Raw genomic sequence first — 18,383 nt, forward strand, 5'->3', positions numbered from 1 at the left:
ATGCCCGTGGGTCAGATCGGGAACCGTGCGTGTCCCTTGGCCTGCGCGGTGACCCAGCGCGTGTCGGTGAAGGCCTCCGCGCCCGCCTGCCCGCCGAAGCGGCCGTAGCCGGAGTTCTTCACGCCGCCGAACGGGGCCTGCGGTTCGTCCGCGATGGACTGGTCGTTGACGTGCACGATGCCGGTCCGCAGCCGGCCGGCGACTTCCAGGCCCTCGGCCAGGTTCTCGGTGATGACGCCCGCGGTGAGCCCGTACGGAGTGTCGTTGGCGAGTGCCACGGCCTCGTCGGTGCTGTCGACCACGTGGATCACGGTCGCCGGGCCGAAGATCTCGTCGTAGTAGATCTTCATGTCCTTGGTGACGCCGGTGAGGACGACCGGGCGGATCAGGGTGCCCGGCTCCTCGATCTCGCCGGTGCCGGCGGCCAGTTCGGCGCCCCGGGCCACCGCGTCCGCGACGAGCGACGCGACCCGCCGGGCGGCGGCCTCGTTCACGACCGGGCCGACCGCCGTGCCCGGGTCGCTCGGATCGCCGCAGGGCAGGGCCCGGACCCGGGCGGCGAACCGGGCGGTGAACTCGTCGGCGACCGCGCGGTGGACGACGACCCGGTCGACGCACATGCAGATCTGGCCCGCGTTCATGAAGGACCCGAAGACCGCGGCGTCGACGGCGTAGTCGACGTCCGCGTCCTCCAGCACCAACAGGGCGTTCTTGCCGCCCAGTTCCAGGACGGCCGGCTTGAGGTGCCGGGCGGCCTCGACGCCGATGGTGCGGCCGACCTCCGTGGATCCGGTGAAGTTGACCATCCGCACCCGGGGGTCGGCGATCAGCGCGGAGACCACCTCGGCCGCGTCGGCGCGGTCGTTGGTGACCACGTTGAGCACGCCGGCGGGCAGTCCGGCCTCGTGCAGGACGTCCGAGATCAGCAGGCCGCAGGCGAGCGGCGCGTCCTCGCTGGGCTTCATCACCACGGTGTTGCCCATCGCGATCGGCATGGCCACCGCGCGGACGCCGAGGATGACCGGCGCGTTCCACGGCGAGATCGCGGCGATCACCCCCTTGGGCACCCGCACCTGCGCGGAGTAGACGCCGTCGGCGTCGGTGGCGAGGGTCTGGCCGGTCGGGCGGCTGACCTCGGCCGCCGCCTCCAGCAGGATGTCGGCGGCCAGGTGGGCGTTGAAGCCCGCCCAGGGAGCGACGCCGCCGACCTCCGCGGCCATCAGCCGGACGACCTCCTCGGTGCGCTCGGTCATCAGCTGGGCGGCGCGCAGGAGGATGCGGCGGCGCTCGGCCGGCTTGGTCGCGGCCCAGGCCTCGAACGCGGCGTCGGCGGCGTCCACGGCCCGGCGCACGTCGTCCGGGGTGCCCGCGGCGACCTCCGCGCAGACGGCGCCGGTCCAGGGGTTGGTGTCGGAGGTGGTGCGGCCGGAGGAGGCGGGGACCTCCTGGCCGTTGATGATCAGTCCTCGGGAGAGGGACACGGGGTGCTCCTGGCAGTCCTCGGCAGGGCGGCGCGGCGGGTGCGTCCGGCGGCACACCGGACTATCGTTTTTCGCTGAGTGAACTTATATTCATTCACTGAACGCGCTGAGTCTGCGCGACGCCGGGACCGCTGTCAATGGCCGGTAGCGTTCTTCCGCGGACGGGTACGCCCGCACGGGCCGGGAAGCGGACGACCAGGAGGAGGTGCCATGGCGCCGGACGTCTCCGAGACGGCACCGACGGCGGCGGACCGCGCACCGGCCGGCTCCGGGCCGGAGACCGCCGGCCCGCTGGAGCGCGGCCTGGCCGTGCTGCGGATCATGGCCGACGCCCCGCACTCCACGCGTCCGGGCGACCTGGTCCGTGCGACCGGCCTGGCGCGTTCGGCCGTCGACCGGATCACCGCGACGCTGACCCACCTCGGCTACCTGCGCGCACGGGGGCGCGACGTCGTGCTCGCCCCCCGTGTGATGGAGTTCGGCAACGCCTACCTGCGCGCGAGCGGGATGTCCCGCGCGCTGCGGCCGAGCCTGGACCGGCTGAGCCGCGCCCTCGACGAGTCGGTCTCGGCGATCGTCCTCGACGGCTGCGACGCGCGTATCGTCGGCACGGCCGTCCCGGCCGGCCGGATGATCCCGCTGGGTTTCCGCGTCGGCGACCTGCTGCCCGCCGAACGCTGCGCGGCCGGTGCCGTGCTCGCCACCGGATGGCAGCCCGGCACGTACGAGGCGTGGCGGGCCCGCCGCGCCGCCGACCCGCTCGACGAGACCTTCCCGGCCGTTCCCGCGCGCCGTACCGCCGTACGCCCCGAGCGGGCGGAGGCCGACTTCGCCGCCTGGACCGCGGCGGCCGAGGCGCGCGGATGGGCCCTGGACGACCAGCTGGTCGCCCCGGGCCTGGTCGCGCTGGCGGTCCCCGTACGCGACCCCGACGGCCGGCCCGTCTGCGCGGTCAGCGTGCTCGCGCACACCGGCCGCCACAGCGGCGACGCGTTGCGCGCGCACGCCCTGGACGCGATGACGCGGGAGGCCGAGCACATCGCGGACGCGCTGTACGGCCCCGCGGCGGCAGCCGTCGCGCCGCCCGCCGCACCCGTGTACGCCGACGCCAAGGCCGAACTGGGGCCGTCCTTCCTGCAGGCGCTGGCCAGGGGTCTGGCCGTCCTGACCGCGCTCGGCCGGCAGCACGGTGGGCTCACCCTCGCGGAGGCCGCCGAGGCCGCCGGGCTCTCGTACCCCAGCACCCGCCGCAACCTCCTGACACTGCGTCAGCTCGGCTACGCGGAGCAGCGCGGCCGCCGCTTCCTGCCGGCGCCGCGCGTCCTGGAGCTGGGATACGCGCGGCTGTCCGCCCTCACCCTCGCCGACATCGCCCAGCCCCACCTGGCCGAACTGGCCGGACGGGTCAGGGAGTCGGCCTCGCTGGCGGTCCTGGACGGCGCCGAGGTGCGGTACGTCGCGCGAGCCGCCGTCGAACAGATCACCAGCGCCCGCATCATGCCCGGCACGCGGCTGCCCGCCTACGCCACCTCCATGGGCCGGGTCCTGCTCGCGGACCTGTCCGGGACGGCCCGGCGGGAACGGCTCGGCGCCCTGCGTCCCCGGGCCCTGACCCCGCACACGCTCACCTCGCCGCACGCGCTGGCCGCCGCCCTGGACCAGGTCGCCCGTGCGGGATACGCGCTGGTCGACCAGGAACTGGAGACGGGACTGCGCTCGCTGGCGGTACCGGTCCGGGACCGGCGCGGGCGAGCCGTCGGAGCCGTGAACGTCGCCCTGCACGCCGGGCCCGAGCCGCCCGGACACGCCCGGGACGCCCTGCTCCCGGCACTGCGCGCCTGCGCCGCCCGCATCGAGTCGGACCTGGCCGTCGCGTTCGCCGACTCCCCCGTACGGACCGGCTGACCCGTCCGTCCGGCCGGGTGACGGCGCCTCCTACGCCCTTTCCCGGGTCCCGGCGACGGTCCTGGGGCGGAGGACCTCGCCGATGGACGTCTCGCGCCACCGCTTCAGCAGGTCGTGGAAGGCGACAGCACCGTGGGGGTAGGCGGTCGGGCCGTTCGGCCGGCCGCGCCCCTCGGCGTTGTAGTAGCCGGGGGTGCACTCGGCGTGGAACCACTCGTGGTCGGGCGCGCCTTCGGCCAGGACCGCGATCCAGGCGTCCTCGGCCTCGCGGGACGGTTCGATCAGGGCGTCCTCCGCCTCGGCGGCCGCGACGAGCGCCGCGGCGTGGACGGCGTGCTCGTCCAGCACGTGCGTGAAGTTGACGCTGGGGGCGCTCTGCACCCCGCCCGACTGGATCAGGTTGGGGAAGCCGTTGCTGGTGAACCCGTGCAGCGTGCGCGGCCCCCGCCGCCCCACGCCTCCCGCAGGGAGATGCCGTCCCGGCCGCGGACGGGCAGGCTGCCCGAATGGATGCCGGAGACCCCGACGGAGAACCCGGTGGCGAAGATCAGGCAGTCGAGCGCGTACTCGGTGCCGCCGACCACCACACCGCGCTCGGTCATCCGCTCGATGCCGTGCGTGTCCGCGGTGTCGACCAGGGTGACGTCGTCCCGGTTGAACGCCTGGAGGTACAGGTCGGAGAAGGTCGGGCGCTTGCACGCGTACCGGTACCAGGGCTTGAGCTTCTCCGCCGTCTCCGGGTCGGTGACGATCCGCTCGACGCGGGCGCGGATCTCGTTCATCCGGGCGGCGTCCGCGACCTCGTAGGCCGCTTCGAAGGCAGCCCGGTCGCCTGGCCGGCGGAAGCCGGGCAGCAGTTTCTCCAGGAGGTCCGCCGACGCCGTCCACCGGTCGGCCACGAGGTCCTCGTCGAACGGCTCGCCCGAGACGATGCGCAGGAAGTTGTCGCGGCGTTCGCTCGCCCAGCCCTGCCGGCCGGCGCCGACGTCCTCGGCCGTGGTGCGGCGGTTGGCGCGCACGTCCACGGTGGAGGGGGTGCGCTGGAAGACGTAGAGATGTCCGGCGTCCTCGGCCAGCATCGGGACGACCTGGACGCCGGTGGCGCCGGTGCCGACGACCCCGACGCGCTTGTCCGCGAGCCCGGTCAGGCCGCCGTCCGGGGTGCCGCCGGTGTAGTCGTAGTCCCAGCGCGACGTGTGGAAGGTGTGGCCGGCGAACGTCTCGATGCCGGGGATGCCGGGCAGCTTCGGCTCGGTCAGGGTGCCGGTGGCCGTGATGACGTACGTGGCCCGGAACTCGTCGCCCCGGTCGGTCGTCACGCTCCAGGCTTCCGCCGTGCCGTCCCAGGTCAGCGAGGTGACCGCCGTGGAGAACAGGGCGTCCGCACGGAGATCGAACTTCTCCGCGATCCGCACCGCGTGCCGCCGGATCTCCTCCCCCGGCGCGTACTTCCACTCCGGCACGTACCCGGTCTCGTCGAGCATCGGCAGGTACACGTGCGACTCGACGTCGCAGTGGATGCCGGGGTACCGGTTCCAGTACCAGGTGCCCCCGAAGTCGCCGCCCCTGTCGATGACGCGGACGCGCTCGACACCCCGCCGGCGCAGCCGCGCGCCCGCGAGGATGCCGCCGAAGCCGCCGCCGATCACCGCGACGTCCACCCGGTCCCGCAGCGGCTCGCGTCCGGCCGCCTCCCCGGCGTACGGGTCGGCGGCGTAGTAACCGAAACCGGCCTCCGCGGCGAGGTACTGACGGGAGCCGTCCGGGCGCACCCGTCGCTCCCGCTCGATCCGGTACCGCTCCCTCAGCTCGGCGAGTTCCTGGGGGGACACCGACTGCGCGTGTGCCATGTGGGGGGCCTCGTTCCTTCCGGTCGCTGCTTTTGAGCCACCTCACCCGCGAACTGCGCCATGGGGCACGGGACTTGAGCGGCCGTGCACTACCGTAACGTGAACCGGACACTATTGTCCGGTTGATACGGGGGCCGTTCCCGTCCACCTCGACAGGAAGAGTGATCCCGCATGCGACGACTCCCGATCCGACCGCTCGCGGGGCTGGCCGCGGCCGGTCTGCTGGCCCTCACCGGGTGCGGTACGCAGAGAGGCGGCTCCGCGGCGGAGGCGGAGGCCGGCGCCGGCGCGGGCAGGACCATCCGCGCGCAGAAGGTCATGCAGGTGACGACGGTGCACGAGACGACCGGGATGACCCTCCTGGAGGGTCCGGTCTTCGACCGGGACGGCAGCCTGCTCGTCGTCGATGTCACGGCGCCCGCCGGCGAGCCGAAGGTGCTGCGCCTCGACGTCGGGAAGAAGACGTCGCGCGCCGTCCACACCGACGACCGGGGCGCCTACACCTCGGCCCAGTTCAGCCCGTACGACGGACGCCTCTACCTGACCGACTTCTCGCACGGCGACATCGTGAGCCTGGCTCCGGACGGCGGCGACCCGCGGACCTTCTTCTCCGGCGAGGTGGACGGGGCGCGGATGCACCCCGACGACCTCGCCTTCGACCGGCGGGGCAACCTGTACGTCAGCGACTCACGCGGTCTGTCCGAGGGCGAGGCGAAGGGCCGCGTCGTGCGGATCGACCGCGCGGGGAAGAGCGCCACCGTCCTGGCGGACGGCCTGGCGGCACCCAACGGCATCTCGTTCGACGCGGGTTACCGCGGGCTGTGGTTCAGCGAGCTGACGCGCAACCGCATCTCCTACCTCCGCCTGGACGGCGAGGGCCGGGTGGTCTCCCGGCACACCGCCGTCCGCGTCGACGGCGGCCTCGCGCAGACCGACTCGATCGCCGTCGACGCGGACGGCAACCTCTACCAGGGACTGCACGGCCGGCCCGCGATGGCGGTGTACGACCGCTACGGCGAGCGCCTGGCGACCGTCGAGGTCCCCGCCCGCGCCGCCGAGGGACTCGAATCGGCGACCAACGTCGCCATCACGCCCGGGGGGACCAGGGCCTACATGACCGTCAGCGGGCCCGCCGGGGGCTACCTGTACGCCTTCGACGCGCCGGCGAAGGGCGTCCGCCAGTCCAACGGCGGCTGAGGCCCGTCCTCCGCTCCCCCGCGCCGGTCCCGCTCATTCCTCGAAGGGCCGCACCGGTCCCACCTCGACACCGAGCAGACGCCATGCCGCCAGTGCCCGGCGTTCCCGCTGCTCGCGGGTGGGGCCGGTGACGGCGCCGGAGACCATGCCGACGGCGATCATGAGGTCGTCGGGCTCCGCGGCGAGCCGATGGCCGTCCGGCAGCAGCCGCCGCAGAGCCCGCTCGACCCTCCGGGACAGCGCCAGGGCGTACGCGGGGATCCCGGAGGGGCTGCCCTCGCCCTCCGCGTGCAGGACGCTGACGAAAGCGGCCGACTCCGTCTGGTGCCAGGTCAGGACACCGAGGACCTGCGCGAGGTCCGCGCCGTCCGCCGCCGCTGCCCGCTCGATCTGCCGGACGTTCTCCTCCAGCACGGCGATCGCCACGGCGGCCCGGTCGGGGAAGTGCCGGTACAGCACGCCCTGACCGACGCCGGCCCGGCGGGCGATGGCGGACAGCGGGGCCGTCAGGCCCGACTCCGCGTAGACCTCCCGGGCGGCGGCGACGAGGGCGGCCCGATTGCGGGCGGCCGCCCTGGGTCCCTCGTTGGCGGGCCGCCGGTCGTCGGGGAGGGATCGCTGCGTCACTCCGCGAGGATAGCGAAGCGGTACCTGGCCGAAAGTCGCCCTCGGCACGTCGCGGGGCGGCGGGCTCGGCCGTACGGCGCGTCGCGCGGCCGGTCGCGCTCACGCCCGGGCGCCGTGGCCGTCCCGGACTCCGCGGCGGCCGCCGGGAAGCGGACACCTCCCGGGAGGGCGACCATAGTGACGTGGACACGGGGTGGGAAGCCGTGCCGGCCTGGCGGCTTCGAGGACCGGTCGTGACGTCGTTCCCGTTCGTCGGCGGGACGTCGCGCCGCCGCCCCGCGCTGCTCGGCGTGATCGAGCCGGCGGAGCCGGTGGGGCCGGCCGACCGCGCGCCGCTGCCCGGCACGGCCGGGTACGCCCCCGCCGAGCAGCGCGTGGTGCCGGGGCGGCGGACGGGCAGGAGCGGCAGGGACACCCCGGGCGGGACGGCGTTCCGCACGTGCCCCGGTCCCCGGGATCCGCCGGTCCACGGTCACGGCGGCCGCCGGCGACGAGGAGGCGGCCGGTGAACGAGCCGATGGAGGAACTGGTCACCGGCGCCGCCCGGGACGCCGGAGGCTGGCTGGGCGTGCTCTCGGTGGCGCAGGTGGCCACCAGCGCCGACGGCACGATCGTGCGGTGGAACCGCGCCGCGCAGGAACTGCTCGGCCACCCCCCGCAGCAGGTGGTGGGACGGCACATCGCCGAGCTGCTCCACCCCGACGCGGACCGGAGCCTGGGCCGGTCGCTGTGGGAGGCGGCGACCTCCGGGCGGGGCGTGATGGGCACCGTCACCGCCTGGCACGCGGACGGGCACCCGGTCGAGCTGGAGATCTGGGCCAGCCCCGTCCCCGACCGCCGCGACGACACCTCCGCGGTGATCGTGTTCGCCGCCGACGCGCACGCCGCCCGCCGCATCCGGGGCACCTCGGCCGTGTGGGACGGGCTGTTCACCCGCTCACCGGTCGGCATCGCGGTCCTGGACACGCAGCTGCGGTTCCTGCGCGTCAATCCGGCCCTGGAGAGGATGAACGGCCTGCCGGAGTCCGCCCACATCGGGCAGCGCCTGTCCCGGCTGCTGCCCGAGGTCAACGCCCACGACATGGAGGAGGCGATGCGGACGGTCATCGGCAGCGGACGGCCCGTGCTCGACCGCCGCCGGGTCGGCCGCACCCCGGCCGACCCCGAGCACGACCGGGTGTGGTCGTGCTCCTACGTCCGCGTCGAGGACCCCGCGGGCCGGCCGATCGGGGTCATCGCCTCCCTGCTCGACATCACCGACCAGCAGCGCGCCCACACCGAGGCCGAAGCCGGACGGCGCCGCCTCGCCCTGCTCAGTGAGGCGTCGATCCGGGTCGGCTCCAGCCTGGAAGTGGAGCGCACCGCCCAGGAACTGGCCGACCTCGCCGTCCCCCGCCTCGCCGACGCCGTCACCGTCGACGTCCTGGACACCCTCGCCCACGGCGACGAACCCGGCCCGGGACTCGCCGCCGGCGTGGCGCTGCGACGCCTGGGCAAGGCCCCGCTGGCCGGTTCCGCGGTCACCGGGACGCTCGCCCCGCTCGGCCGCACCCTCGCCTTCCCCTCCGCGGCCCCCTACACCCAGGCCCTCGCCGAGCGGCAGCCGTTCCTGCTCGCCCGCCTCGACGCCAGGAGCATCGCCTCCGCCGCCCGCCACACCAGCAGGCCCGCGCAGCTGCTGAAGCTGGGCGTGCACTCCCTCATGATGGTTCCGCTCGTCGCCCACGACCTCGTGCTGGGCGTGGCCGCCTTCTACCGCACCCGCCCCCTCGGCCCCTTCGACGGCGACGACGTCACCCTCGCCGCCCAGCTCGCCGCCCGCGCCGCGATCAGCATCGACAACGCCCGCCTCTACCACCGCGAACACGACACGGCCGTCACCCTGCAGCGCAGCATGCTGCCCCAGCACATCACCCCGCCCCCGGGCATCCAGGTGGCCCACCGCTACCTGCCGGCCAGCGACACCAACGAGATCGGCGGCGACTGGTACGACGTGCTGCGCCTGCCCGGTGGCAGAGCCGCCCTCCTCATCGGCGACGTCATGGGGCACGGCATCGCCGCCGCGGCCGTCATGGGCCGGCTGTCCGCCAGCGTCCGCGCCCTGGCCCGGCTGGACCTCGAACCCCAGGAGATCTTCACCCAGCTGGAAGCAGCGCTGGAGGACCTGGCCGAGCCGATGCTCGCCACCTTCCTGTACGCCGTCGTCGACCCGGCGACCGGCCACTGCCGCCTCGCCCGTGCCGGCCACCCCCCGCCCGCGCTCGTCGCCCCCGACGGCACCGTGCGCCTCCTCGACCTGCCGCCCGGCACCCCCCTGGGGGTCGGCGGCACCCGGTACGCCACGACCGACCACGTCCTCGCGCCCGGCAGCGCGCTGGTGCTGTACACCGACGGGCTCATCGAATCCCGCGGCAGCGACATCGACGAACGCCTCGCCGAACTCACCCACGCGCTCGCCGGGCCCTTCCCCTCCCTCGACGCCCTGTGCGACGGCCTCCTGGCCCGTCTCATGCCGGCATCCGCCGACGACGACATCGCTCTCCTCGTCGCCCGGATCCCGGCCCGCGCGTAGGGCCGATTCGGAGACCGGCGCTTTCCGGCCGGGGTCTACCCGGCGGCGAAGCGGACGGGCAGGCTCTGCGGGCCGCGGATCATCAGGCCCGGACGCCAGGTGATCGCCGCCGGGTGGATGTCCAGGGACAGGTGCGCGCAGCGGTCGAGGAGCGTGCTGATGGCGATGCGGGCCTCCAGGCGGGCCAGGGGGGCGCCCAGGCAGTGGTGGATGCCGTGGCCGAAGGCGACGTGGCCGCGGGCGTCGCGGGAGATGTCGAAGCGGTCGGGCGAGGCGAAGCGCCCGGGGTCGCGGTTGGCGTCGGCCATCGCGACGAGGACGAGTTCGCCGCCGCCGGGGATGACCGTGTCGCCGATCGTCAGCGGCCCGGTGGTGAACCGGAAGGTGGGGGTCTCCACGGGTCCTTCGTAGCGCAGCATCTCCTCGACGGCCTTGTCGATGAGGGACGGATCCGCGCGCAGGGCGGCCAGTTGGTCGGGATGGGTGAGCAGCGCGAGGACACCGTTGGATATGAGGTTGACGGTGGTCTCGTGGCCGGCGACGAGCAACAGCCAGGCCATGCCGATGAGTTCGTCGTGGGACAGGCGGTCGCCGTCGTCGTCCGCGGTGTGCATCAGCGCGCTCATCAGGTCGTCGCCGGGATGCTGCCGTTTGTCCTCGACGAGCCGGCGGATGTAGTGGGCCATGGCGGTGGCCGCTGCCTGGCGGACGTCGGGGTCGGTGGCGCCGAGGGCGTCGTTGGACCAGGTGCGGAAGGACGCGCGGTCCAGGTCGGGGACGCCGAGGAGGGCGCAGATCACGGAGATGGGCAGCGGGAAGGACAGCGCCTCGACGAGGTCGGCGCGCCCGTCGGGGGCGGTGAGCATCCGGTCCAGGAGCGCGTCGGTCGTCTTCTGGATGCCGGGCGCGAGTTGCTCCACGCGGCGCGCGGTGAACTCGCGGGCGACCAGTTTGCGCAGCCGGGTGTGGTCGGGGGGATCGGCCCTGAGCATGTGCGGGCCGGAGGAGACGGCGCCCAGCCCCAGGGCGGGCGAGGCCTTGTCCCAGTCCTTGGAGAGCCGGGGGTCCGCCAGGGCGGCGCGCCCGGCTTCGTAGCCGACGACGAGCCAGGCCGGGGCGCCGCCTTCCGGCATGCGGATGCGGTGCACCGGGCCCTCGGCCCGTAACCGGGCGTAGACGGGATAGGGGTCGCGGGTGAACGACTCACCGAGCGCGGCCAGATCGACGACGTCGGCGTCCATGGGCTGCCACCTCACTTGATCGGGTTTCACGATGCTGACATGGTGCTCCCCCGCGTGAGCGGTTTCGAGCGGTTTACCGCGGGGCGGGGCCGCCCGGTCTCCGCCGGGCGCGCGGGAAGACGCCGCGGTCCACGGCCGCCCGTCCCCCTCGCCCGGTGCCCGGCGTTGTGGCTTCTCCCCCGTCCGGGGTAGACGACGATCACACCCGCAGGTCCCTCACCGAAGGAGACGGATCATGAACAAGGGCAAGCAGATCACCGGTACGGCTCGCGAGGAACTCGCCCGCGAGATGAAGAAGCAGTACGAGAGCGGCCTGTCCATACGGGCCATCGCCGAAGCCCACGGACGGTCGTACGGGTTCGTCCACCGTGTGCTCGGCGAGGCGCAGGTCTCCTTGCGCAGCCGCGGCGGGGAGCGTCCGCGCCGACGGCTGGAGGAGTCCGGCCGTGCGCAGCGGTGAGGACGCAGGCGGCGTCGGGCTGCCGGTCCGGGCGGCGGAGTCCGGGGGCGGCCGGCGCCGCCGTCGGGGCCGGGCCGCGGAGGGGTTCCGCGCCTCCGGGCGCTTTCCGTCGCTCGCCCGCCGGACGCGTGCGGCGCCTCAGGTCGTCGGGCGGGCCGCCGAGGCGGCCGCGTCGCGTTCCAGGGCGGGCCGGTAGTGCCGTGCGAACAGGGCCGCCACCAGGTCCCGGCGGCTGCGCACGCCCGTCTTGTCGAACACGGCCTTGAGATGGTCCTGGACGGTGTGTGGCGACACCCGGGTGAGGTGGCTGATTTCCGTGGTGGCGTGTCCCCGCAGGACGAGCTCGGTGATCGTGCGTTCCCGGGGCGTCAGCCCGTAGGCGGTGCACAGGAACGAGGTGCGTTCCTCCGGCCGGGCCGGCTCGATCGCCACGGCGACGACGGCTCCGCCCCGGTCCAGGGCGGCGGACCGGTCGTGGTCCTCCGCCAGCGACCAGGCGTGCAGCCGCGCCGGGCCGAGGGTGCGCGTGTGCGCCCAGGAAGTGACCGATCCGCCGGCCGCCGGGGCGCGGACCGCGGCGGCCACGGCGCACAGGGCGGGAGGCAGACCGGTGCGCCCGTCGCCGCGCGGGAACCGGTCACCGTCTCCCAGCTCGTCGAGCCACGGACCGGCCGTGGGACTCCGGTGCAGCACTCGGTAGCCGGCGTCGAGGAGGAGCAGCCCCGGGGCGGTGGGAGAGGACGCCTGCCGGGCCTGCCGGGTCACGTGGAGCCGGCGCAGCGCGTCGCCCAACGGCTGTGCGAGCGTCGCCGCCGCCGCGAGATCGGCGTCGTCGAAGGGGCGGGTGTCGGGTCCGCGGCCCAGGATCAGCGCGCCCCACACACCGTGCCGGTCGCGGAGCGCCACCCGCAACTCGTCGCGGTAGCCCAGGGGACGGACGATGTCCTGGTACCGGGGGCTGCGCGCCAGCAGGTCACCGGCTTCGCGGCTCAGCAGCCCGACGGGCGACGGGCGCCGCGCCAGGTCCGGCAGCAGGTTGACATCGCCCTCGCGGTACTCGATGTCCAGCATCCGCGGCATCAGCGCCTCGGGCACGGCGTGGCGGTAGTTGCCGCCGGTGTTCATCAGGGTCTCGGGGTCGACGGTGACACCGGCCCAGATGTCGCAGGGCAGCGAAGGGGCCAGCGTGGTCATCACCGCCTCGAAGAACTCCTCGACGTTCCGCGCGGTCGCCACCGCCCGTAACGCCGCCCTCCGGCCCCGCCCGACGCGTCCCCCGTCTTCGGACATGGGCTCAGGGTAACCACACCGACGGCACACCGACAGCGTCGCGACGCACGGATCGAGTGCCTGCGCCTGCCGGGCGGCCCCGGGACCCGCCGGAAGCCGTCGGAGGCGGCGCCGAACTCCTCCGCGGCGGGTCGGACCGGTTCCGCCAGGTGGTCCGGGTCGGTCGCGGCGCGCGGTGCGGCCCTGTCCACCTCGGCCGGGAGGGTCCCACGGCTCCGGAAGCACCGCGCTTGGGCGTCGGGCGAACGGGGCCGGGCGGTCGGCGGGCGACGTGCCCCTTGCGCTGACCTCGAGTAGCCGGGCCGGTGCGCCGCGTGCACGATGGGGCTCGGAGAGGCGGAGCCCACAGTCCTCCGTCCGGCAGGCAGGCAGGCAGGCAGGCAGGCAGGCAGGGAAGAGGACCCCATGGCGACCACCCCACCGCGCCGGGCCCGGGCACGGGCACGGGCCGCACTGGCCGGGCTGCTCGTCACAGCGGCGAGCGCGGCGACGCTCGTCTCCTGCGGCGGGGACGACGGCGGCGACGGTGCCGCCTCCGTCCGGCCCGGCCTTTCGGGCCCCTACACCGCGTCGTTCTCCGGCAGCCCGGCCTCCGCCCTCGCCTCCCTGGAGGAATCCGCCCGCGAACGCGCCTCGGCCGCCGCCTCCTCGGCCTCCGCCCGCGCCTCCGAGTTCGAGGCGTCGGTGTCGGCGGAGGTCGCGCGCGCCAATGCGGCGGCGCAGCGCGAACTGAAGGACGTCGAGGGCCGGGGCAACGCCCTCGCGGACGTCTCCCTGACCGGGAAGCCGCGCGCGCAGACCGGCGGCCTGCTCGCCGTCGTGGTCAACATCACCAACCACACCGACGAGACCGCGTCCTACGCGGTGCAGGTCGACTTCCGCGACTCCGACGGCAAGGTCGTGGAGACCCGCTACGTCGGCGCGGAGGACCTCGCGGCGGGCGACAGGGCGCAGCCGCTCGCCATCAGCCGCACACCCGCCGGACAGCAGCTGACCGCCGAGATCGCCAAGGCGCAGCGCTACTAGGACCTGCCCCGTCCGTCCGGTGACCGGCTGTGCGGCGGCGTGTCCCGTCCGAGCGGTTCGGGCCGTGTGCCGCGGCGGCCGGCAGGACAGTCACTCCGTCCACGAGGAGGCCGAGGACCAGCGGTCGCCTCAACGGGGGAACTCCGCTCGTCCCGGTCCCCGCGCCGTCCTAGGGTGAGGCCGTACCGGTCGCCTTCCGTCGCCGTGCGGTCACCCCGCCTCCCGCCACAGCGGGGCACGAGGCTCAGGAGGACGCGCCCGCGGCCCTGGCGGACAGGAGTCCGCACCACGGGGCGCCGAAGCGAAGGAGATCCTCACCATGTCCTCCACAGGAACGCCGGCCGCTCCTCCCGGGGACGGGGAGTTCTCGGGAACGCTGATCTACACGATCGGCGAGTACCGCATGATCCAGTACGCCCTGGCGGTGGCCGGTTTCGCCCTGCTGGCCGGCTTCCTCTACTCGGTCTCCAACAGGAACGAGGTGTCGCCGCGCCACCGCACCGCCGTCAACGCCAGCGCCCTCCTGCAGGCCGTGGCGTTCCTGGCGTACGTGGCCCTCTTCCTCTCCTGGCAGAACTCCTTCGTACGGGTGGACGAGAGGTACGTCCCCGTGGCCGGCGAGGCGTACGACGGGGGGCTGCGGTACGCGGACTGGTCCGTCACCGTTCCCCTGCTCGCGGTGGAGTTGCTGGGCGTGTGCGCGGTGGCCGGCAGGCGGCTGTTCCGGCAGCGCGCCACGGCCGTGGCGGCGGCGTTCCTGATGATCGTCACCGGTTTCCTGGGAGCCCAGGTCTTCGACGGCGGCAACCGGGTGCTGTGGCTGACGGTGTGGGCCGCGATCAGCACCGTGTTCTTGCTGGTGCTGTACGCGGTCCTCGGCCGCGCGGTGCTGGCCAGCCGTGACGAGCTGTCCCCGGACGCCTTCACCACCCTGAAGCGGGCCACCGTCATGGAGTTCGGCGTCTTCGGCGTCTATCCGCTGGTCTACCTGATCCAGCAGTCGGTCGGTCCCGGTTCCGACCTGGTCGCCTGGGCCCTGGTCACCCAGCTCGGGCTCTGCGCGGCCGACGTCGTCGCCAAGGTCGGCTTCGGCGCGATGATCCACAAGGTGGCCAAGCTGCGCACCGCCGACGACGTGCGGGCCGGCAGCGAGACCCATCCCGAGGAGGTGTGGGTCTCGCACGTCAAGCGGTCCGACGTCTGGCCCCCGGTGGCCGCGGCGCTGACCGGGCACAGTGCCCACCCCGCGCCGCTGCCGGTGCGTGACGGCGACGGCCGCCACGGCCGTTGACCCCCCGGGCGTTCGCCGGCGGGTCCCCTGCCACGCGGCTCCCCGCCGTCGCCACCGGTGTCTCCACCGGGGCGGTGGTCCTGGTGCTCGCCGTCCAGTGCGCCGCCCCGGGCCTCTGGCACCGCTGGTCGGTCCCGGTCTTCGTGGCCGGTGTGGTGGCCGGGATCCCCCACGGCGCGGTGGACCACCTGGTGCCGGGCTGGTTCCGGGGCACTCCTTCCGCCGGCCGCGACGGCGCCGTCCCGCTCGGCTACGCCCTGACCGCCGCGGGAGCCTTCACGGTCTGCTGGTGGGCGCCGACGTTCGCGCTGTGCGCCTTCCTGGCGGCCTCGGCCGCGCACTTCGGCCACGGCGAGGTCCGGTTCGACGCGCTGCGCCGCGCCGGTCCGGACGCGGACGGGCGAACGCTCGCGACCGCCCACGGCGCGGTCACCGTCGTGCTGCCCCTGACCCTGTGGCCCGAGCAGGTCCGGCCGGTCGTCCGGCTGCTCGCTCCCGAGGCGGAGCGGCTGCTCACCACGGCGGCACGGCCGGTGGCCGCGGTGCTGGCGGGGGTCTGCGTGCTGGCCGGATGCACGGTGGCACTGCTCCGCGCGCGGTTCCGGCAGGTCGCCGAACTCCTGCTCCTGACCGCCCTGTTCACGCTGGTCCCGCCGCTCGCGGCGTTCGGCACGTACTTCGGGGCCTGGCACTCGGTGCGGCACATCGCCCGGCTCGTGCTGACCGACCCGGCCAACGCGGAGCCGTTGCGTTCGGGGCCGACCGGGGCGGTACTGCGGCGGTTCTGCCGCCAGGCGGCCGCGCCCACCCTCGTGACCCTCGCCGTCCTGGCGCTCCTGTCCCGGGCCGCCGCGCCGGACGGCCCCGCGGTCACCGCGACCGGTGTGGCTCTGCTGGCCGCCCTCACCCTCCCCCACCTGCTCGTCGTCGCCCGTCTCGACCGCCACGCCCCTGGGGAGACGCCGGGCCCGGCCGGTAACCCGCGGAAACGGCCCGGCCGGCATGATCGCCCGGACAGGTCCCGGGTGTGCCGTCCGGGCCGGGCGGACGACCGCGCGTGAGGGACTCCGCGGCCAGCCGCCGGGCCGGAGGGGCCGCTTGCCGTGCGGACGCCGTACCGCCGCCGGTCCGTCTCGACAAGGTGCTGGAGGGACGCGCGGGAGACCCCGCGCTGCCGCCCGCGCTCGTCCGTCGCCCCTTCGCCTGCCGCCGGGGCTTCGGCCGCGTCGCCCTGCGCCCGGACCTCGGCGACGGCAACGGCGACGGCGACGGCGACGATCTAGGACCGGCCGGCGTCCGGCCGGTGGCCTCCCCCTGCCGGCGGAGGTGCTGCGGCGTCCGGCCGCCGATCCCGATCCGTGGACGCGGCGGCGGGCCCCGCGCGACCTCGGCCTGCCGGTGGAACTCGCCCGTCGGCCGGCGACCGATCCGCGGTGCGCCGCGCGAGCGCGGCCCGTCCCCGTCTTCCGGCCCGCGACCTGACGCGCCTGCCGGCCGATCCGTCGGAAGCGGTCGCGCCGGCCACGGCCGGCGCCCCCGGTCCGCCGTCCGGGCGGACGCACCGGCTGCTCCGTCCTGGCAGGCCTGTGGCACCGGTGTGCGCGCCGGACGCCGCGCCCCGCTCACACCGGTGAGCGGGGCGCGGCAGCCGGCGGCCGGGGGCTTCCCGGCCGGTCACCTCAGGGCAGGGTCCACTTCTGGTTGGCTCCGGTGTGGCAGGTCCACAGGTGGACGGGCGTTCCGTCGTTCCAGGTACCGCCGGACGCGTCCAGGCACTTGCCGGACTGCGGATTGCGGACCGTGCCGTCGGCCTGGGCCGCCCACTTCTGCGCACCCGTCCCGTTGCACGTCCACAACTGGACCCTCGTCCCGTCCGCACTGCCCCCGCCGGAGACGTCCAGGCACTTGCCCAGCGCCTTCAGCGAACCGTCACCGGAGACCGTCCACGTCTGCGCGGCACTGCCGTTGCACGTCCACAACTGGATCTTCGTCCCGTCGGCGGTGCCACCGCCGTCGACGTCCAGGCACTTGCCGCCGACCCCCTTCACCGCACCGGAACGGGGGCCGGGTTCCTGGCCCGCGCCCTGCTTGACGCGGATGTTGCGGAAGGACACCTCGTCGCCGTCGCCGTGGTTCTGGATGCCGATGTGTCCCTGGCGCAGGCTGCGCGCCGGGTCGGTGTTGGTGAAGTCGTTGATCTTCCGGCCGTTGAGGAAGATCTCCAGCCGTTCGCCGGTGACCCGCAGTTCGTAGGTGTTCCACTCCCCCGGCGGGTTCAGCGCGGCGTCGCGTGCGGCGAGGTCGGCGGACCGGAAACCGTAGACGGCACCGGTGGTGCGGTCGGCCGCGTCGGTGGCGTCGATCTGGATCTCGTAGCCGTTGTCCACCGCGGACCACGGGTCGTCGGAGGCCGGGAAGCCGAGGAAGACCCCGGAGTTGTCGTCGCCGGCCGCCTTCCAGTCGAGCTTGACGGAGTAGTCGCCGGTGAACTCCTTCGCGGAGTACCAGAGCATGCCCAGCCCGCCGTGGGAGGTGAGGGTGCCGTCCGCGAGGGTGAACCCGCCCGGGCCGGCCTGTGTCCAGCCGGTGGTGGACGAGCCGTCGAACAGGGCCGTGTAGCCGGTCTCGGGGCGGCAGTCGGCGTCGGTCATCCCGGCGGCCCAGCGGATGCCGCCGAGGAGGTGGCGGCGGAAGGCGGGCTCGGTGTACGACTCGTCGGTGTGGCCGCCGCCGGTGTAGAAGGCGCGGCCGCCCTCGTAGCCCTTGCACCAGGCGATCGGGTGGTCGCCGGACATGTTCCCGCCCGTGTAGCTGGACTCGTCGAGCGACGCCAGGACGCGGGCGGTGGTGCGCGGGTTGGTGCGGTAGTTGTACCACTCGTCGGTGCGCTGCCAGGCGGTGCCCAGGTGGGCGGTGGCGTCGTGCGCCCGGTCCTCCACCTTGACCGTGGCGGGCTGGATGGCCGGGTGGGAGTGGAAGAGGGCTCCGGCCAGCCCCGCGTAGAAGGGCCAGTCGTACTCGGTGTCGGCGGCGGCGTGGACACCGACGTATCCGCCGCCGCCCTGGATGTACTGCTCGAAGGCCGCCTGCTGGGCGGCGTTCAGCACGTCGCCCGTCGTGGACAGGAAGACGACCGCCTTGTACCGGGCGAGGTTGCCGGCCGTGAAGGCCTGGGCGTCCTCGGTGGCGTCGACGGTGAAGTTGTTCGCGGTTCCCAGGCCGGTCAGGGCCGTGATGCCGTCGTCGATCGAGGAGTGCCGGAAGCCCGCCGTCTTGGAGAAGACGAGGATCCGGTACGCCGGGTCGGCCGCCGCGCGGCTCTCCGCGGCGGCGGAAGGGCTCCCGGCCGCGGGCTGGGCGGCGGCTTGCGGGGTCAGGCAGAGCGCGGCGGCGGCGAACAGGCCGAGGGCCGCTTTCAGGGGTGTGCGCATGGGGGTCGCCTC

General features: G+C 74.6%; 13 protein-coding genes and 1 pseudogene. 8 read left to right on the forward strand and 6 right to left on the reverse strand.

Annotation, left to right across the window (positions count from 1 at the left end):
- Positions 1-11: 11 nt before the first annotated feature.
- Positions 12-1,481, reverse strand: coding sequence for an aldehyde dehydrogenase family protein (locus ACIF8T_RS31610; RefSeq protein WP_400039740.1), 1,470 nt, complete (start codon positions 1,479-1,481; stop codon positions 12-14).
- Positions 1,482-1,691: 210 nt separating this feature from the next.
- On the opposite strand from ACIF8T_RS31610, the gene ACIF8T_RS31615 reads away from it, so the two are divergent.
- Complete coding sequence (locus ACIF8T_RS31615; RefSeq protein WP_400039742.1) at positions 1,692-3,386, forward strand: IclR family transcriptional regulator C-terminal domain-containing protein; 1,695 nt, start codon at positions 1,692-1,694, stop codon at positions 3,384-3,386.
- A 30-nt stretch (positions 3,387-3,416) separates the two neighbouring features.
- Here the strand turns inward: ACIF8T_RS31615 and ACIF8T_RS31620 are convergent.
- A pseudogene (locus ACIF8T_RS31620) lies at positions 3,417-5,236 on the reverse strand (flavin-containing monooxygenase).
- Positions 5,237-5,407: 171 nt separating this feature from the next.
- Here ACIF8T_RS31620 and ACIF8T_RS31625 point away from each other — a divergent pair.
- Positions 5,408-6,433: an SMP-30/gluconolactonase/LRE family protein gene (locus ACIF8T_RS31625; RefSeq protein WP_400039744.1), complete on the forward strand. Its 1,026-nt coding sequence runs from the start codon at positions 5,408-5,410 to the stop codon at positions 6,431-6,433.
- Between the two features lie 33 nt (positions 6,434-6,466).
- Here ACIF8T_RS31625 and ACIF8T_RS31630 read toward each other — a convergent pair whose 3' ends face one another.
- Positions 6,467-7,060 carry a TetR/AcrR family transcriptional regulator gene (locus tag ACIF8T_RS31630; RefSeq protein WP_400039746.1) on the reverse strand — a complete coding sequence of 198 codons (594 nt, stop codon included), beginning with the start codon at positions 7,058-7,060 and terminating at the stop codon, positions 6,467-6,469.
- A gap of 233 nt (positions 7,061-7,293) precedes the next feature.
- Between ACIF8T_RS31630 and ACIF8T_RS31635 the strand changes: the two genes are divergently transcribed.
- Together ACIF8T_RS31635 and ACIF8T_RS31640 are read left to right on the forward strand one after the other, a co-directional pair.
- Positions 7,294-7,569 carry a hypothetical protein gene (locus ACIF8T_RS31635; RefSeq protein WP_400039747.1) on the forward strand — a complete coding sequence of 92 codons (276 nt, stop codon included), beginning with the start codon at positions 7,294-7,296 and terminating at the stop codon, positions 7,567-7,569.
- On the forward strand, positions 7,566-9,632 hold the full coding sequence (locus tag ACIF8T_RS31640) for a SpoIIE family protein phosphatase (protein ID WP_400039749.1): 2,067 nt from the start codon (positions 7,566-7,568) through the stop codon (positions 9,630-9,632). The genes ACIF8T_RS31635 and ACIF8T_RS31640 overlap by 4 nt, the downstream gene beginning before the upstream one ends.
- Before the next feature lie 35 nt (positions 9,633-9,667).
- Here the strand turns inward: ACIF8T_RS31640 and ACIF8T_RS31645 are convergent, their stop codons facing one another.
- Positions 9,668-10,873: a cytochrome P450 gene (locus tag ACIF8T_RS31645; protein ID WP_400039751.1), complete on the reverse strand. Its 1,206-nt coding sequence runs from the start codon at positions 10,871-10,873 to the stop codon at positions 9,668-9,670.
- Positions 10,874-11,108: 235 nt separating this feature from the next.
- Between ACIF8T_RS31645 and ACIF8T_RS31650 the strand changes: the two genes are divergently transcribed.
- A complete protein-coding gene (locus ACIF8T_RS31650) occupies positions 11,109-11,333 on the forward strand; it encodes a helix-turn-helix domain-containing protein (protein WP_400039752.1) in 225 nt (74 codons plus the stop codon).
- Positions 11,334-11,471: 138 nt separating this feature from the next.
- Here the strand turns inward: ACIF8T_RS31650 and ACIF8T_RS31655 are convergent, their stop codons facing one another.
- Positions 11,472-12,623, reverse strand: a complete 1,152-nt coding sequence (locus tag ACIF8T_RS31655; RefSeq protein WP_400039753.1) for a helix-turn-helix transcriptional regulator — start codon at positions 12,621-12,623, stop codon at positions 11,472-11,474.
- Between the two features lie 405 nt (positions 12,624-13,028).
- Between ACIF8T_RS31655 and ACIF8T_RS31660 the strand changes: the two genes are divergently transcribed.
- The 3 genes from ACIF8T_RS31660 (at position 13,029) to ACIF8T_RS31670 (ending at position 16,001) form a co-directional block, all read left to right on the forward strand.
- Positions 13,029-13,649, forward strand: coding sequence for a hypothetical protein (locus ACIF8T_RS31660; protein WP_400039755.1), 621 nt, complete (start codon positions 13,029-13,031; stop codon positions 13,647-13,649).
- Positions 13,650-13,968: 319 nt separating this feature from the next.
- Positions 13,969-14,940, forward strand: a complete 972-nt coding sequence (locus ACIF8T_RS31665; protein ID WP_400039756.1) for a bacteriorhodopsin — start codon at positions 13,969-13,971, stop codon at positions 14,938-14,940.
- Entirely contained in the window at positions 14,937-16,001 is a 1,065-nt protein-coding gene (locus ACIF8T_RS31670; protein WP_400039758.1) for a Brp/Blh family beta-carotene 15,15'-dioxygenase, read from the forward strand. Before ACIF8T_RS31665 ends, ACIF8T_RS31670 begins: the two co-directional genes overlap by 4 nt.
- Before the next feature lie 618 nt (positions 16,002-16,619).
- Here ACIF8T_RS31670 and ACIF8T_RS31675 read toward each other — a convergent pair.
- On the reverse strand, positions 16,620-18,371 hold the full coding sequence (locus ACIF8T_RS31675; protein ID WP_400039760.1) for a ThuA domain-containing protein: 1,752 nt from the start codon (positions 18,369-18,371) through the stop codon (positions 16,620-16,622).
- Between the last annotated feature and the right edge of the window lie 12 nt (positions 18,372-18,383).

The organism is Streptomyces sp. NPDC085946, from assembly GCF_044540485.1.
GTDB lineage: Bacteria > Actinomycetota > Actinomycetes > Streptomycetales > Streptomycetaceae > Streptomyces.